A 15350-nucleotide genomic window follows, 5' to 3' on the forward strand; every position below is an offset into this window, starting at 1 on the left:
AATAATTAAATGCTGAAATGATTTCAGCCAAAGTAAAATAAGAAACCATGAGTGTTTTAGAAATGAAAGTTCCATCTCCAGGAGAATCGATTACAGAAGTAGAAATTGCAACTTGGTTAGTTGAAGATGGAGATTATGTAGAAAAAGACCAACCAATTGCTGAAGTAGATTCTGACAAAGCTACTTTAGAATTGCCAGCTGAAGAGAGTGGAATTATTACTTTAAAAGCAGAAGAAGGTGATGCTGTAGAAGTAGGAGCAGTTGTTTGTTTAATAGATACAAGTGCTGCAAAACCAGCTGGAGATGCTCCGGCAAAAACAGCAACACCTAAAGAAGAAAAGAAAGTTGAAGTTGCAGCAACACCAAAGGCAGAAACTTATGCTACAGGTACAGCTTCACCAGCAGCTAAAAAAGTATTGGCAGAAAAAGGTCTTAGCGCTTCTACTGTAAAAGGAACTGGAAAAGATGGTAGAATTACTAAAGAAGACGCTGTAAAAGCGGTGCCTTCTATGGGAACTCAACCAGTAAATGGGTCTAGAGGAACAGAGCGCAAAAAAATGTCTATGTTACGTAGAAAAGTTGCTCAACGTTTAGTAGCAGTAAAAAGCGAAACAGCAATGCTTACTACTTTTAATGAAGTAAACATGCAACCTATTTTTGATTTACGTTCTCAATTTAAAGAAGATTTTAAAGCAAAACATGGCGTTGGTTTAGGATTTATGTCTTTCTTTACTTTAGCGGTTGTAAGAGCTTTAAAATTATATCCAGATGTAAACTCTATGATTGATGGAGATTTTCAAATAAAGCACGATTTTCAAGATATTTCTATAGCAGTTTCTGGACCTAAAGGATTAATGGTGCCTGTAATTAGAAATGCAGAAAATCTATCTTTTAGAGGTGTAGAATCTGAAGTAAAACGTTTGGCATTAAGAGCTAGAGATGGGCAAATAACAGTAGATGAAATGACTGGAGGTACATTTACAATCACAAATGGTGGTGTATTTGGTTCTATGTTATCTACACCAATTATTAACCCACCACAAAGTGGAATTTTAGGAATGCACAATATTGTAAACAGACCAATGGCAGTAAATGGTGAGGTTGTAATTCAGCCAATAATGTATGTTGCCTTATCTTACGATCATAGAATTGTTGATGGTAGAGAATCTGTAGGTTTCTTAGTTGCAGTTAAAGAAGCATTAGAAAATCCAATAGAATTATTAATGGATAATAATCCTGCAAAAGCATTAGAAATGTAAGTATATATTTACTTTTTAGATATAAAAAATCCCAAACTAAAAAGTTTGGGATTTTTTATGAAGTTATTTTAATTGCTCATTTTCAATAACTTATTATATGTGTAGTTAGTTACATTAATAAGTTTTTAACAAAAAAATTGTATTTTGTAAACTTTAAAAAACAATTACAATAATGAATAAAACCTTAAATCAATTTTTTATAATTTTTACACTAATTTGTATATTATTTAGTTGTAGTAATAGGCAAAAAAATAAAATCTTTAAACTAAAAGAAGGAGATTTATTATTTCAAAATACTGGCACTGATGAAATTGATAATGCTATTAAAGGTGTAACAGCTACTGCCGTTTCTAAAAACTACTCACATGTTGGTATGGCAATGAAAGAAAATAATAAATGGTTTGTTATAGAAGCAATTCCTAAAAAAGGAATTAGTAAAACATCTATAAAAGAATTTTAAAATCGAAATAAAAATAAGTATGATAAATCACAAACTACAGTTGCAAGATTAGATAGCGTTTATAAGCCTTATATTTCTAAGGCAATTGCATATGGAGTGGAAAGAATTAATACACCTTATGATGAGATTTTTTTATGGGATGATAGCTCTTATTATTGCTCAGAATTAGTATATAAAATGTTCTCTTCACAAAACTTAGCAAAAGATGTAATTCCTTTTCTTACACATCCAATGACATTTAATGACAAATCAGGTAAACCAATGTCTAGTTGGGTAAAGTATTACAAATTACGTAACCAATCTATACCAGAGGGAATTGAAGGTACAAACCCTAACTTAATGGCAAGTAGTTCTAAAATTACTTTTGTACACGATTATGGTAAAGAGTAAGTAATTATTTTAACTTAAAATCAAAAAAATGAAAGTTACGACTGAAAAAAATGAAAAAGTGGCAAATATGATTTTTGCATCTATTTATCCACTTTATTGGAATAGATTAGAAAAAAATGGTAGAACAAAAGAAGAGTACCATCAAGTATTAGAATGGTTTACAGGTTTTAACGAAAAAAAAATACAATTACTTATCAAAGAGAAAGTAACATTTAGAACTTTTTTTGAGAAAGCAAAAATACATCCGAATGCACACATGATTAAAGGAGTTGTTTGTGGTTACCGAATTGAAGAAATAGAAGACGAATTTGAAGTGTATAAACAATGTAGACAAATGGAAAAACTGATTGATGAATTGGCAAAAGGCAGAAAAATGGAAAAAATTTTACGTTCTGCATAATTTATAAAAACTAGAAGTAATTATGACAGCAGCAGAAATTATAAGTAAAATATTTTTACCATTATCACTCGCTATTATTATGTTAGGAATGGGTATGACACTAATTCCAAATGATTTTAAAAGAATAATAAAATACCCAAAAGCAGCTTTTATAGGTTTAGTAAATCAACTTATTTTGTTACCAATTATTGGTTTTTTGTTAGCAATTGTATTTAATCTGAACCCAACAATGGCAGTTGGTTTAATGATTTTAGCAACTTGTCCAGGAGGACCAACAAGTAATTTAATAGTTCAAGTTTGTAAAGGTAACATAGCTTTATCTGTTACACTCACTGCTATTGCAAGTATTATTAGTATTCTAACAATTCCATTAATACTGTCTTATGCTTTATCTTATTTTGGTTCTGAAACGGATGTAGTAATAAAATTACCAATTGTAGATACAATTTTACAAATAATGGTTATTACTGTAATTCCCATTTCTATAGGAATGTTAATTCGAAAATACAAAAGAAATTTTGCTAAACGAATGGAAAAACCAATGAGAGTAGCTTCTTCAATTATTTTTATTTTAGTATTTATAGCAGTACTAGCAGCAAATTATAAGATGATTGATACAGGAATGAAAGAAGTAGGTTTTGTTACTTTAACCTTAAATATTCTAACAATGACAGTTGGTTTTTTTACAGCTAAGTTGTTTAAATTAAACTTTAAAAATGCCATTTCAATAACTATTGAAAGTGGTATTCAAAATGGAACCTTAGCTTTTGTAATTGCAACAACTATTTTAAATAATGTAGAAATGGGTATTCCAATAGGTGCATATTCTATTTGGATGTTTATTACTGGAGCTATTTTAATGTCGCAACTTGGAAAAAGAAAAGAAGAGTAATTTTTATTGATAATTTTTAATTATTTACCTTGCATCAAAAAGTTAAAATGGCTATAAATCCTGAGTTAGAACTTGCGCTAAATTTTATAGAAAAAACAGATAGAAATCTGTTTATTACTGGAAAAGCAGGTACAGGAAAAACAACTTTTTTACATCAAATTAAAAACGAATCTTTAAAAAGAATGGTTATTGTTGCACCAACAGGTGTTGCAGCAATTAATGCAAAAGGCGTAACTATTCATTCGTTTTTTCAAATGCCTTTTGGGCCAATTTTACCCAATCAAATTGCAAATACAAATCAGCAACGTAAGTTTTCTAAAACTAAAATCGATATTATAAAATCGTTAGATTTAGTAATTATTGATGAAATTTCTATGGTGCGTGCCGATTTATTAGATGGTATAGATCAAGTAATGCGTCGTTATAAAAATAGAAATAAAGTATTTGGTGGCGCACAAGTTTTAATGATTGGAGATTTACAACAATTAGCACCAGTTGTAAGACCAAATGAGTGGAGTTTATTACAGCAGCATTACAATACGGTCTATTTTTTTAGTTCAAAAGCTTTTCAAGAGGCCAATGTGGTTTCTATAGAATTAAAACATATTTATCGTCAAAAAAATGAAGATTTTATTACTATTTTAAATGAAATCAGAAACGATAATTTGTCAGAAAAATCTGCTAAAATTTTAAATAAACGTTACAATCCTAATTTTTCTCCAAGTAAAGAAGAAGGTTATATTACTTTAACAACACATAATAAACGAGCTAATTTAATAAACGATTCTGAGTTGAATAAACTTAAAAACAAAAGCTATTTTTTTAAAGCTGAAGTTTCTGGTAAATTCAATGAAAATGCTTTTCCTAATGATGAAAAGTTAGAATTAAAAATTGGTGCACAAGTAATGTTTATCAAAAATGATTCATCACCAGAAAAAAGATATTTTAATGGTAAAATAGGAATTGTAACAGATATTTCTAGCAAAAATGTAACCGTACAATGTGCTAATGAAATTGATGAGATTGTTACAGAAAGAGAAATGTGGGACAATGTAAATTACTCCATCAACGAAGAAACTAAAGAAATTAAAGAAGACGTTATTGGTTCTTTTTCTCAAATTCCATTACGATTGGCATGGGCAATTACCATTCATAAAAGTCAAGGTTTAACTTTTGAAAAAGCGGTAATTGATGCTGAAGCTTCTTTTGCACATGGGCAAACTTATGTGGCTTTAAGTAGGTGTACTTCTTTAGAAGGATTAGTTTTAAAAACGCCAATTTCTAGCAATGCAATAATTAATGATAAAACAGTAAGTGTTTTTAATGAAAGTGTAGAAGAAAACCATCCTGATGAAAGTATTTTAAACGAGTCTGAAAAAGAGTTTCAACTCAATTTAATTTCAGAATTGTTAGATTATCAGTCATTTTTATATCCAATTTCAAGGCTAATTGATATTTTTTATAAAAATAGATCAAGTATAAAAGGTACTGTAATTGATCATTTACAAACCATAAAAGATGATGGAATTGTAGCTTTAATGAAAGTTTCCAACGGATTTAAAAATCAATTAAAAGTACTTTCTGAAGATAACATTCTACCAGAAAATAGTTCGAAAATTCAAGAACGATTTACAAAAGGAGTAGATTATTTTTTATCAGAAACCATTAAAAACATAGTACAACCTTTATCAAAAATTGAATTTTCTTCAGATAATAAAGCTGTGAAAAAAGACTTTTCTAAACAGTTTGATAACTTGCAAGAAAAGTTAACTGAAAAAGTTTTTGCTTTAAAAAATATGACAGAAGGTTTTAAAGTTCAAGCATATTTAAAAGTTAGAGCAAATGCAGTTTTGCAAAAAATGGAGCCTAAAAAGAAGAAGAAACTGTCTACCAGAAAAGATCCTTTATTAGCATTAAAACTCCGTGAATTAAGAGATGAAATAAGAATTGCTGAAAATATACCCGCATTTCAAATTTTTACTCAAGAAACTTTATATGCCTTGTGTGATGCTTTGCCAAGATCAGAGAAAGATTTGTTAAACGTAAAAGGAATGGGAAAAACTAGGGTTTCTAAATATGGTGAAGAAATTTTAGAAGTAATTGAAACTTATTGTAAAGAAAACGGAATTAATAAGTTTAACGAACAAAAAAAGGAAAATAAAAAACCAACCAAACAAATTTCTTTTGAGTTGTTTAAATCTGGCTTGTCAATAAAAGAAATTGCTAAAGAACGTAGTTTAACAACAGGTACTATAGAAAGTCATTTAGCAAGTTTTATACCTTCTGGTGATGTAGATATTTTAGAATTGATAGATATAAAAAAATATAAAAAAATTATTAAAGCTATTGAAGAAACCGAATTTAAAAACTTAACTGAACTTAAAGAAAAAGTAGATAAAAGTTTTACTTTTATGGAATTAAGAATGGTTTTACTTTCTATTGAGAGTTAAATTTAAAATATCAATAGTTCATTTTTTTCTTAATGATACAATAATGTTTTGCGTGTTTAGCATATTGTTGATGCTATCCATTATATACATTCGGATTATGTTTTTCCATATAAAATTCAGGGTTAGGTAATTTAGTAAATCCGAATTTTTTGTAAAGCCATTCAGCTGTGTCAGTTAATAAAATCCAACGTCTTAACCCTTGAAGATTGGGGTGTTCCATTATTTCATTTATAAGCCATTTACTTAACCCCTTTCCTCTATATTTCTTTAAAATATATACATCTCCTAAATATACAATAGTTGAGTGATCTGAAATTATTCGAGCAAAACCAATTTGTTTGTTTTCGTGATAGAGCCCAAAATTCAGAGAATTTTCAATTGAAGTTTTCAAAGTATTGATTGGGATTTCCTTAGCCCAATCAGTTTCGGTTGTAAGAAATTTGTGAATGCTTAAAATATCTAATTTATTTTTGTCAGTTGAAATGGTAAAATCATTTCTGTGTACTTCTCTAATTTTCATTTATTTTACATTCATTTTGTATTAATATTTACATAAAATCCCCATCATTAAAACACTTACTTTGTTATATCCTATTTTAAGTCTTTAAGAAGTAGCTGAATAGATCTATATCCATTCCACTCATTTTCATCTAAGGCATACACAATATCAAAATCATCTTGTACAAACTCCATTTTATCACCTAAATTAAAACCAATAGCGCCAAAAGTATGTTTATTATCACCTTGAAAAACATTGAGTTTTAGATGTGTTTTATCTGCACCTACTTGTTTTCCATAGCCATTATCTCTGACACAAGTAGATTTAAAAACGGGCTTCATATTATGAGGCCCAAAAGGCGCCATTTGCTGAATAATTCTAAAAAATTTTGGTGTTATTTCAGATAAATTAATTTCTGCATCAATAGCAATTTCTGGAATTAGTAGTTTTTTATCAATCGTTTCTTCTACAACTTCTTCAAATTTATTTTTAAAATTTTCGTAGTTTTCAGGTAGTAATGTTAAACCAGCTGCATATTTATGACCTCCAAATTGTTCTATAAATTCGCTGCAAGCTTCTAATGCATTATACACATCAAAACCTTTTACAGAGCGTGCCGAAGCGGCTAATTTATCACCACTTTTTGTAAAAACTAAAGTAGGTCTGTAGTATTTCTCAATCAATCTAGAAGCTACAATACCAATAACTCCTTTATGCCAATCTTCTTTAAAAACAACAGAAGTAAAGTTGTTTTCTTCATTATTATCAATAATTTGAATTAACGCTTCGTTGGTAATTTTCTTATCTAACTCTTTTCTGTCTGCGTTAAAAATTTCAATGGCAGCTGCAAATTCAACTGCAGAATCAAAGTCCATTTCTGTTAATAATTCAACAGCATAACTACCATGTTTTAGTCTACCTGCAGCATTAATTCTAGGTGCAATTATAAAAACAACATCAGTAATTGTGAGTTCCGTTTTTTTAACTTGATGAATAATTGCTTTAATTCCGTTTCTAGGTTTTTGGTTGATGACTTGCAAACCAAAATAGGCTAAAGTTCTATTTTCTCCATTCATAGGTACAATATCTGCAGCAATTGCAGTAGCTACCAAATCTAAATATGGAATAAAATCATTGATAGTTTGATTTCTAGAAACACCTAAAGCTTGAATCAATTTAAAGCCAACTCCACAACCACAAAGTTCATCAAAAGGATAGTTGCAATCTTCTTGTTTTGCATTTAAAACAGCAACAGCTTTGGGTATTTCTTTTCCAGGTTTATGATGATCACAAATAATAAAATCAATATTTTTTTCTTTTGCATAAGCAACTTTTTCAATAGCTTTTATACCACAATCTAAAGCAATAATTAAAGAAAAATTATTGTCTTCTGCAAAATCAATTCCTGTATATGAAACACCATAACCTTCTGCATACCTATCTGGAATATAGGTTGCAATATTTGAAGTAATTGTTTTTAAATAAGAAGAAACTAGAGAAACAGCTGTAGTTCCATCCACATCATAATCACCATAAATTAGAATATTTTCGTTATTTGAAATTGCAGTTTCAATTCTTTCAACGGCAATATTCATATCCTTCATTAAAAAAGGATCATGAATGTCTTCTAAGTTTGGCCTAAAAAATTTTTTTGCATCCTCAAAAGTTTCAATATCTCTTTGACAAAGAATTTTTGCAATGGTTTTATCTACTTGTAAATTTTTAGCAAGATTGTTTACTTTTTCTTGTTCAAGTTGTGGTTTTTCAGTCCATCTCATAACAATTTACTTTCTATACTTCATGCAATATTATTTCTGTTTTTACAGTTGCAAATTTTCTAAACATTTCCATCACACCACAGTATTTTGTTACCGATAAATTAACTGCTTTTTCTATTTTTTCTAGATTTAAATTACTTCCAGTAAAATGATAATCAACTTTTACAGTGTTATAAAATTTAGGGTGCTCATCTGTTAATTCTGCAGTAATTTCAATTTTAAAATCATCAACATTTACACGCATTTTCTTTAAAAGAGAAACAACATCTAAACCAGAACAACCTGCTAATGAAGATAACATTAGTGCTTTAGGCCTGTAACCTTCGCCTTTACCACCACTTTCTTCACCTGCATCCATAAATAAGTTATGACCGCTAGGATTGTCAGACTCAAATTGCATGTTTTCTTTCCAAACTGTAGTTACTATATTTTTAACCATTTTTTTGTTTTTTAAAATATTGAAGCTTTAAATTAAGCTAAATACAAAAGTAAGAAAACACAAATAAGTAAGTAGTTAAAATGTATAAATCTATATTTTTTTTTAACGACGAAAAATCACCATATTTTATTGTGATTATGTTTTAAATGCTTTGCTATTTTTTAAGGTAAGTAAATATAGAAAACAACAAATAGGTATTGTAAATATTACTGTCACTTTTTTTCCAATCTAAGTACGACTTATAGATTTTTAAAAAAACCTTAAACATTGATAAAAAAATATGACTAGGAAAAGAAGTGTTATGACAACTTGTATTTCATTTTAAATCAAAAGCCTTCTTTTTTAACAAAGGTTTTGCAATGTATGTGGAGTTAGAAGAATTTAATTAGATGTAATTTTTATAAAAACTTTCAGTGAAGTAAAACTAGATTTATTAACCATAGTAGTATCTCTCAATTTTTCATATTAGGGTTTTTTACTCCACTGAAAGTAATGTTTTAAATATTATCTATACATATGATTAACTAACCTTTTGTCATTTGTTGACATATAAGAACGGTTAGGAACTATTATACTACCATCTTTTTTCGTCATTGTAGGTAAACCATTACTTCTCGCATAAGCGGTTTGAAAGTAATAAGAACCATACATCATGATAGAATTAAAATCTATTGCAAGACTCATATCCCATCCAGAAGTTATTTTATTCCAGTTGTGTTCATAACTGTCTGTTATACGGCTATAGTATACGTTTACATAATTGTCTCTATTCCAGTGTGTTTGCTCATGCATTACTCCAGCAACGTGTAAAAATTCATGAATAGTTGTACCTACATTACAACCAGACGCTATATTCATTTTTTGTCCAGGATAACGTTTAGCAAGATAACCAACTTGTGCACTACAGCCTCTTGATTCAATTGAAGAAATCCAAACATAACCTTCTGGATCACTTGTGGTCCATTTACGAACATTAAGATTAGTATTGTTATTAATGTATTGTGCAGCCTTTTCTATTTTAGAAACAGCAGAAGCTGACATTGAAGATGAATGTCTATATAATATGGTTCTATTAGGCCAAAAGTTAACACCATTTTTAACAACTCCTTTTTGATTGTCTTCTGTGTCGAAATTTTCTTCTTCAAAAATCATATCACCTAAAGCATAGGTTCCATCACCAAGAGAAGTTACTTTTATTTTACTTCCAAGGAAACTTTTTTCAACAATATCTCCTTCAATCATTGTTTGTTCTGCTTTTAATGTTGCTTCTAAAAGATCTTTATTTAGAGATTCATTTATTGCTTCAAAATCATCATTTATATCTTTATTACAAGAAGTAAAGATTAAAGATAAAATAAATACGTAATTAAAAATGTTAGTTTTTTTCATTTTATTAAAAATTAAATTTTTGAGAGGAATACTTATATAGGGTTAATTAAGTGTTAAAATTAAGTAAAAAAATATTAAAATTTAACTTTTTTTAACATAAAAATGATTTATAAACAAAAAAATAAATAATTTGTAGTATTTTCTACTTTATAGAGAGATGTCTTTTATAAAGATAAAAAGGCACATTAATCAAAATAATATTGAATAGTCTTGTTAGCCTCAAATTGCATTTTTTTAATTATTATAGAGATTGAAGTCTTATAATTGGGCATCAATACAAAAAGGAAGAAAATACAAATAAGTAAGCAGTTAACATCTATAGATCTATAGTTTATAAAAGTGTAGCTTTTATCCATTTTTATCAGAAGAAGAAATTATACCATTATTTATAGTTACACCTCTTGCAATATCATTTTTTAAAAGGAAGCTACCATTTTAACTCTAAATTAAAAGAATGTAATTTAATTTTCATTTTTTTTGTTTGTAAGATAGGATAAAGTAATAAAATAGATATATTTATAGTAAATATAAAAAATATGGCATTAGTTACTCCACTATCAGCAGAACACGATTTAGAAACAAAAAAATTAGCAGAATTTTTTAATGAAACTTTGGGGTTTTGTCCAAATTCTGTTTTAACAATGCAAAGAAGACCAGCAATATCTAAGGCTTTTATTAACTTAAATAAAGCTGTAATGGCAAATGAAGGTCGAGTTACATCTGCCTTAAAAAGAATGATTGCTTGGGTTTCTAGCAATGCAACTGGTTGTAGATATTGCCAAGCACACGCAATTAGAGCTGCTGAACGTTATGGAGCAGAACAAGAGCAATTAGATAATATATGGGAATATAAAACTCATGCAGCTTTTTCTGATGCAGAACGTGCAGCTTTAGATTTTTCTTTGGCAGCCTCAATGGTACCAAATGCTGTGGATGCAAAAATTAAAGAAGAATTATATAAATACTGGGATGAAGGAGAAATTGTAGAAATGTTAGGTGTTATTTCTCTCTTTGGATATTTAAATAGATGGAACGATTCTATGGGAACAACTATGGAAGAAGGAGCTATTGATAGTGGAAATCAATATTTAGGTAAGCATGGTTTTGAAGTAGGTAAACATGATGGCTCTAAGTATTAATTTGTTTAAAAACATCAAAAAACCTCATTTTTAGAAATGAGGTTTTTATTAAAATCTATTTTTTAACTAATTCTTTAATGTTAGAGCTTCTCCTTTAAAAGACAAACCTTCAAAACCAGTTTTCATAAAGTTTCTAATATTTTGATGAGAAGTACCCTTTGCATCTTCTAAAACATTTTTATAATGTTCTGCAAAACAAAACAATGTTTCTTCTTTTGTTAATTGTTGCTGTTTTGCAAATGCAAACAATTTGCATGAGCCATTGTTTTCGCCAGCCTTATTTTTAACTTTACCATTAGTAAATGCTGTTGGTGTAAAGTTGTAATTGCTTTCAATTACTTGCATTGTTTCTGAAAAAGTAATTGCTGTTGGTTTTGATTTTAGTTTTGTTTTGAATTGTTGTATGGTCATGAAGTCAATTTTATTAGAAATTTGATAATCAACAACTTGTTGATAACTAATTTTTATTATTTAGAATGATTCTAAATAAGGATTGTATATTTGTAAAACAATAAAGTAAAGATAATAAAAATTCATTTTAAAATTTAGGAAAATGCATGTGGTTTTTTCTGTCCTATTTTAATTAGAATATATTTAGAACCTTTGTTTTAAGAATATTAGTTATAAAATTATTCAAGTCTTAAAATTAATATGAAAGAAAATATTTTAGCAAAATAGAATTAAAAATTATGGAACCAAATCATTACATAATAGCTTTTTTAGGAATAATTACCCAATTAGGATGGATAATAAGAACTAATATAAAAGAAGCGGGGAAGAATAAACGAATTACAATCTTAAAAGATATTGATAAACTAAAGATTAATGCAATTGGTAATTATGAAGAAAAATCAAAAGATAAATTTATCAAATAATTACTTTTTTCCCTCAACAATCACAACAATTTCACCTTTTGGTGGCTTTGCTGTATAATGTGCTAATACTTCTGTAGCAGTTCCTCTAATAGTTTCTTCAAACATTTTTGTGAGTTCTCTAGAAACAGAAACTTGTCTGTCAGCTCCAAAATATTCAACAAATTGACCTAACGTTTTTACTAATTTATGTGGCGATTCATAAAGAATCATGGTTCTAGTTTCTTCAGCTAAAATTTTTAAACGAGTTTGTCTCCCTTTTTTTACGGGTAAAAAACCTTCAAAAACAAATTTATCATTGGGTAAACCAGAATTTACCAAAGCTGGTACAAATGCTGTTGCACCTGGCAAACAATCCACTTCTATATTATTTTCTACACAAGCTCTTGTTAGTAAAAAACCAGGATCAGAAATGGCAGGAGTACCGGCATCAGAAATTAAAGCACAGGTTTCTCCGTTTTGTATTCTTTGTACAACACCTTTTACAGATTTATGCTCATTATGCATATGATGACTGTGCATTTGGGTAGCAATCTCAAAATGTTTTAAGAGTTTTCCGCTTGTACGAGTGTCTTCTGCTAAAATAAAATCTACTTCTTTTAGAATTCTAATCGCCCTAAAAGTCATGTCTTCTAAATTACCAATTGGTGTGGGTACTAAATATAATTTGCTCATTTTTTTCTGTTTTGAGTCATTTCAAAATTAGTGATTTCTACTCCTTTCCTAATGATTTTATTTTCTTTAAAAATTTTAAATCCTTTTGATTCAAAAAAAGGAACAGCAGTTTTACTTGCATGTGTTAAAAGTGATGTAAATTCTAATTTATCAGCTTCATTTTTTAAAGTTTCATAAATTAAAGAGGCAATTCCTTGCCTTAAAAAATTGTGGTGAACAAACAAAAAATCAATATAATTATTTTCTAAAGACCCAAAACCAACAATTTTATGTTGTAGTTTAACAACAATAAAATACTGATTTTTAATTTTAGTTTTCCATCTTTCTTTATCATTAATTGATGAAGTCCAAGCTAAAATTTGAGCTTCATTATAATCTTTTGCACAAGATTTTTCGATTGTATTTTTAAACAAATATAAAATTTCTTCAAGATCTACAGATGTAGCTTTTTCAATAGAAAAACTCATAAAATTTAGATAGATTCATAGGTTTCTACAGTAATATCAGCAACAACATCACCAGTGTGTTTTATAGAAAGAGGTTCAAACAAAACAATATGTACTTCTTCTTTTGCTATCGGTTTGTGTTCTACACCTTTTGGAACAATGTAAAACTCGCCTTCGTTTAAAGTAATGGTTTTATCTCGTAATTCAATATCTAAACTTCCTTTTATCACCATAAAAAGTTCATCTTCATTATCATGTTTATGAAATACAAATTCTCCTTTTAATTTTGCTAATAATATTTGTTGCCCATTTAATTCTACTATTTTTTTAGGTGACCAAAGGTCTGAAAATAACTTAAATTTTTCTTGAATATTAATTACGCTCATAAAACAAATTTACAAAGATTTTATGGGAATAAATCTGTAATAAAAACAATCGATTTTTCTTTAAAATTGATTAATTTTGCCCCTTATTAAATAAGAGAAAAATGTATAGAAGTCATTCTTGTGGAGAGTTAAGAGCATCTCATGTAAATACAGAAGTAACCTTGGCAGGTTGGGTACAAAAATCGCGCGATAAAGGTTTTATGATTTGGGTAGATTTACGTGATAGATACGGAATTACGCAATTAATGTTTGATGAAGAGCGTACACCAAAAGAAATGATGGAAAAAGCAAAATCTTTAGGAAGAGAATTTGTAATTCAAGTTACAGGAACCGTTATAGAAAGAGAATCTAAGAACTCTAAAATGCCAACAGGAAATGTAGAAGTATTGGTTTCTAAATTAGAGATTTTAAATGCATCTGTTACTCCGCCTTTTACAATTGAAGATGAAACAGATGGTGGAGAAGATATTAGAATGAAATACAGATATCTTGATATTAGAAGAAACCCTGTAAAAGACAGTTTAATTTTCCGTCATAAAGTATCAATGGAAGTTAGAAAATATCTTTCTGATCAAGAATTTATTGAAGTTGAAACGCCTTATTTAATAAAATCTACTCCAGAAGGAGCAAGAGATTTTGTGGTTCCTTCTCGTATGAATGAAGGTCAGTTTTATGCATTACCACAATCTCCGCAAACATTTAAACAACTATTAATGGTTGGCGGAATGGATAAATATTTTCAGATTGTAAAATGTTTTAGAGATGAAGATTTACGTGCAGACAGACAACCAGAATTTACACAAATAGACTGTGAAATGGCGTTTGTAGAACAAGAAGATATTTTAAATATTTTTGAAGGTTTAACACGTCATTTATTAAAAGAAGTAAACGGTGTTGAAGTAGATAAATTTCCAAGAATGTTGTTTGATGATGCTATGCGTTTGTATGGAAATGACAAACCAGATATCCGTTTTGGAATGGAATTTGGCGAGTTAAATGAGGTAACGCAACATAAAGATTTTGGTGTTTTTAACAGTGCAGAATTAGTGGTTGGTTTTGCAGTTCCTGGAGGAAATTCATACACGAGAAAAGAAATAGACAATATTATTAAATGGGTAAAACGCCCACAAGTTGGCGCTTTAGGTATGATTTATTGTCGTGTAAACGAAGATGGATCGTTTAAATCTTCTGTTGATAAATTTTATAATCAAGAAGACTTAGCAAATTGGGCTGAAGTTACAGGTGCTAAACCTGGAGATTTAATTTGTGTTTTATCTGGTGAAACCAATAAAGTAAGAGCACAATTATCTGCTTTAAGAATGGAATTAGCAGAGCGTTTAGGATTGAGAGATCCAAAAGTATTTGCTCCACTTTGGGTAATAGATTTTCCTTTATTAGAATTAGATGAAGAAACAGGGCATTACCATGCAATGCATCACCCATTTACATCGCCAAAACCTGGGCAAATGGAATTGTTAGATACAGACCCAGGAGCTGTAAAAGCAAATGCGTACGATTTGGTTTTAAACGGAAATGAGATTGGTGGAGGTTCAATTCGTATTCACGATAAGCAAATGCAAGCAACTATGTTAAAGCATTTAGGTTTTTCTGAAGAAGATGCAAAAGCACAATTTGGTTTTTTAATGGATGCGTTTGAATATGGAGCACCACCTCATGGAGGTTTGGCCTTTGGTTTAGACAGATTAGTCGCTATTTTAGGCGGACAAGAAACCATTAGAGATTTTATTGCTTTCCCAAAAAATAACTCAGGGCGTGATGTTATGATTGATGCACCTGCGTTTATTGATGATGAGCAACTAACAGAATTGAGTTTAAAACTAAATATTCAAGAATAAAATTTAAATCCCGCTTTTGC

15 protein-coding genes and 1 pseudogene are annotated in these 15350 nt (G+C 29.0%); 8 read left to right on the top strand and 8 right to left on the bottom strand.

The window, feature by feature from the left end:
• Window positions 1-47 precede the first annotated feature (47 nt).
• From odhB to Q0733_RS05210, 5 genes and pseudogenes are all read left to right on the top strand, one after another.
• Window positions 48-1259 carry a 2-oxoglutarate dehydrogenase complex dihydrolipoyllysine-residue succinyltransferase gene (odhB, locus tag Q0733_RS05190; protein ID WP_298779776.1) on the top strand — a complete coding sequence of 404 codons (1212 nt, stop codon included), beginning with the start codon at window positions 48-50 and terminating at the stop codon, window positions 1257-1259.
• Window positions 1260-1431: 172 nt separating this feature from the next.
• Window positions 1432-2109 (top strand): annotated as a pseudogene (locus Q0733_RS05195) (YiiX/YebB-like N1pC/P60 family cysteine hydrolase).
• Between the two features lie 28 nt (window positions 2110-2137).
• The gene (locus tag Q0733_RS05200) at window positions 2138-2509 is read left to right on the top strand and encodes a DUF2200 domain-containing protein (protein ID WP_298779778.1); all 372 of its coding nucleotides are present in this window, start codon (window positions 2138-2140) and stop codon (window positions 2507-2509) included.
• Window positions 2510-2531: 22 nt separating this feature from the next.
• Window positions 2532-3401, top strand: coding sequence for a bile acid:sodium symporter family protein (locus tag Q0733_RS05205; protein WP_298779780.1), 870 nt, complete (start codon window positions 2532-2534; stop codon window positions 3399-3401).
• Window positions 3402-3448: 47 nt separating this feature from the next.
• Window positions 3449-5851 (top strand): helix-turn-helix domain-containing protein, encoded by a 2403-nt coding sequence (locus Q0733_RS05210; protein WP_298779782.1) that lies wholly within the window; start codon window positions 3449-3451, stop codon window positions 5849-5851.
• Between the two features lie 73 nt (window positions 5852-5924).
• On the opposite strand, the gene Q0733_RS05215 is transcribed toward Q0733_RS05210, so the two are convergent.
• From Q0733_RS05215 to Q0733_RS05230, 4 genes are all read right to left on the bottom strand, one after another.
• A complete protein-coding gene (locus Q0733_RS05215) occupies window positions 5925-6371 on the bottom strand; it encodes a GNAT family N-acetyltransferase (RefSeq protein WP_298779784.1) in 447 nt (148 codons plus the stop codon).
• Window positions 6372-6442: 71 nt separating this feature from the next.
• A complete protein-coding gene (recJ, locus tag Q0733_RS05220) occupies window positions 6443-8128 on the bottom strand; it encodes a single-stranded-DNA-specific exonuclease RecJ (protein WP_298779786.1) in 1686 nt (561 codons plus the stop codon).
• A 13-nt stretch (window positions 8129-8141) separates the two neighbouring features.
• The gene (locus Q0733_RS05225; RefSeq protein ID WP_298779789.1) at window positions 8142-8567 is read right to left on the bottom strand and encodes an OsmC family protein; all 426 of its coding nucleotides are present in this window, start codon (window positions 8565-8567) and stop codon (window positions 8142-8144) included.
• 504 nt (window positions 8568-9071) lie between these two features.
• Window positions 9072-9956 (bottom strand): M12 family metallopeptidase, encoded by an 885-nt coding sequence (locus Q0733_RS05230; RefSeq protein ID WP_298779792.1) that lies wholly within the window; start codon window positions 9954-9956, stop codon window positions 9072-9074.
• Window positions 9957-10492: 536 nt separating this feature from the next.
• Between Q0733_RS05230 and Q0733_RS05235 the strand changes: the two genes are divergently transcribed.
• Window positions 10493-11095 carry a carboxymuconolactone decarboxylase family protein gene (locus tag Q0733_RS05235; RefSeq protein ID WP_298779796.1) on the top strand — a complete coding sequence of 201 codons (603 nt, stop codon included), beginning with the start codon at window positions 10493-10495 and terminating at the stop codon, window positions 11093-11095.
• Window positions 11096-11161: 66 nt separating this feature from the next.
• Here the strand turns inward: Q0733_RS05235 and Q0733_RS05240 are convergent, their stop codons facing one another.
• Complete coding sequence (locus Q0733_RS05240) at window positions 11162-11506, bottom strand: HopJ type III effector protein (protein ID WP_298779799.1); 345 nt, start codon at window positions 11504-11506, stop codon at window positions 11162-11164.
• Window positions 11507-11784: 278 nt separating this feature from the next.
• Between Q0733_RS05240 and Q0733_RS05245 the strand changes: the two genes are divergently transcribed.
• Window positions 11785-11970, top strand: a complete 186-nt coding sequence (locus Q0733_RS05245) for a hypothetical protein (RefSeq protein ID WP_298779801.1) — start codon at window positions 11785-11787, stop codon at window positions 11968-11970.
• Here the strand turns inward: Q0733_RS05245 and rsmI are convergent, their stop codons facing one another.
• From rsmI to Q0733_RS05260, 3 genes are read right to left on the bottom strand one after another with little or no spacing between them, the layout of a single operon-like run.
• On the bottom strand, window positions 11971-12642 hold the full coding sequence (rsmI, locus tag Q0733_RS05250) for a 16S rRNA (cytidine(1402)-2'-O)-methyltransferase (RefSeq protein ID WP_298779802.1): 672 nt from the start codon (window positions 12640-12642) through the stop codon (window positions 11971-11973).
• The gene (locus Q0733_RS05255) at window positions 12639-13109 is read right to left on the bottom strand and encodes a GNAT family N-acetyltransferase (RefSeq protein WP_298779804.1); all 471 of its coding nucleotides are present in this window, start codon (window positions 13107-13109) and stop codon (window positions 12639-12641) included. Before Q0733_RS05255 ends, rsmI begins: the two co-directional genes overlap by 4 nt.
• A 5-nt stretch (window positions 13110-13114) precedes the next feature.
• Window positions 13115-13474 carry a cupin domain-containing protein gene (locus tag Q0733_RS05260; protein ID WP_298779806.1) on the bottom strand — a complete coding sequence of 120 codons (360 nt, stop codon included), beginning with the start codon at window positions 13472-13474 and terminating at the stop codon, window positions 13115-13117.
• Between the two features lie 101 nt (window positions 13475-13575).
• On the opposite strand from Q0733_RS05260, the gene aspS reads away from it, so the two are divergent.
• Window positions 13576-15330: an aspartate--tRNA ligase gene (aspS, locus tag Q0733_RS05265; protein WP_298779808.1), complete on the top strand. Its 1755-nt coding sequence runs from the start codon at window positions 13576-13578 to the stop codon at window positions 15328-15330.
• Window positions 15331-15350 lie beyond the last annotated feature (20 nt).

The organism is uncultured Polaribacter sp. (assembly GCF_947500975.1).
Taxonomy (GTDB): Bacteria; Bacteroidota; Bacteroidia; order Flavobacteriales; family Flavobacteriaceae; genus Polaribacter.

What these genes read in the sequence shown, in the direction of transcription:
- Q0733_RS05260 (WP_298779806.1), bottom strand. Translation starts at nt 13,474, where the DNA reads ATGAGCGTAATTAATATTCAAGAAAAATTTAAGTTATTTTCAGACCTT.
- Q0733_RS05230 (WP_298779792.1), bottom strand. Translation starts at nt 9,956, where the DNA reads ATGAAAAAAACTAACATTTTTAATTACGTATTTATTTTATCTTTAATC.
- Q0733_RS05245 (WP_298779801.1), top strand. Translation starts at nt 11,785, where the DNA reads ATGGAACCAAATCATTACATAATAGCTTTTTTAGGAATAATTACCCAA.
- recJ (WP_298779786.1), bottom strand. Translation starts at nt 8,128, where the DNA reads ATGAGATGGACTGAAAAACCACAACTTGAACAAGAAAAAGTAAACAAT.
- Q0733_RS05200 (WP_298779778.1), top strand. Translation starts at nt 2,138, where the DNA reads ATGAAAGTTACGACTGAAAAAAATGAAAAAGTGGCAAATATGATTTTT.
- Q0733_RS05240 (WP_298779799.1), bottom strand. Translation starts at nt 11,506, where the DNA reads ATGACCATACAACAATTCAAAACAAAACTAAAATCAAAACCAACAGCA.
- Q0733_RS05205 (WP_298779780.1), top strand. Translation starts at nt 2,532, where the DNA reads ATGACAGCAGCAGAAATTATAAGTAAAATATTTTTACCATTATCACTC.
- aspS (WP_298779808.1), top strand. Translation starts at nt 13,576, where the DNA reads ATGTATAGAAGTCATTCTTGTGGAGAGTTAAGAGCATCTCATGTAAAT.
- Q0733_RS05235 (WP_298779796.1), top strand. Translation starts at nt 10,493, where the DNA reads ATGGCATTAGTTACTCCACTATCAGCAGAACACGATTTAGAAACAAAA.
- odhB (WP_298779776.1), top strand. Translation starts at nt 48, where the DNA reads ATGAGTGTTTTAGAAATGAAAGTTCCATCTCCAGGAGAATCGATTACA.
- rsmI (WP_298779802.1), bottom strand. Translation starts at nt 12,642, where the DNA reads ATGAGCAAATTATATTTAGTACCCACACCAATTGGTAATTTAGAAGAC.
- Q0733_RS05255 (WP_298779804.1), bottom strand. Translation starts at nt 13,109, where the DNA reads ATGAGTTTTTCTATTGAAAAAGCTACATCTGTAGATCTTGAAGAAATT.
- Q0733_RS05225 (WP_298779789.1), bottom strand. Translation starts at nt 8,567, where the DNA reads ATGGTTAAAAATATAGTAACTACAGTTTGGAAAGAAAACATGCAATTT.
- Q0733_RS05210 (WP_298779782.1), top strand. Translation starts at nt 3,449, where the DNA reads ATGGCTATAAATCCTGAGTTAGAACTTGCGCTAAATTTTATAGAAAAA.
- Q0733_RS05215 (WP_298779784.1), bottom strand. Translation starts at nt 6,371, where the DNA reads ATGAAAATTAGAGAAGTACACAGAAATGATTTTACCATTTCAACTGAC.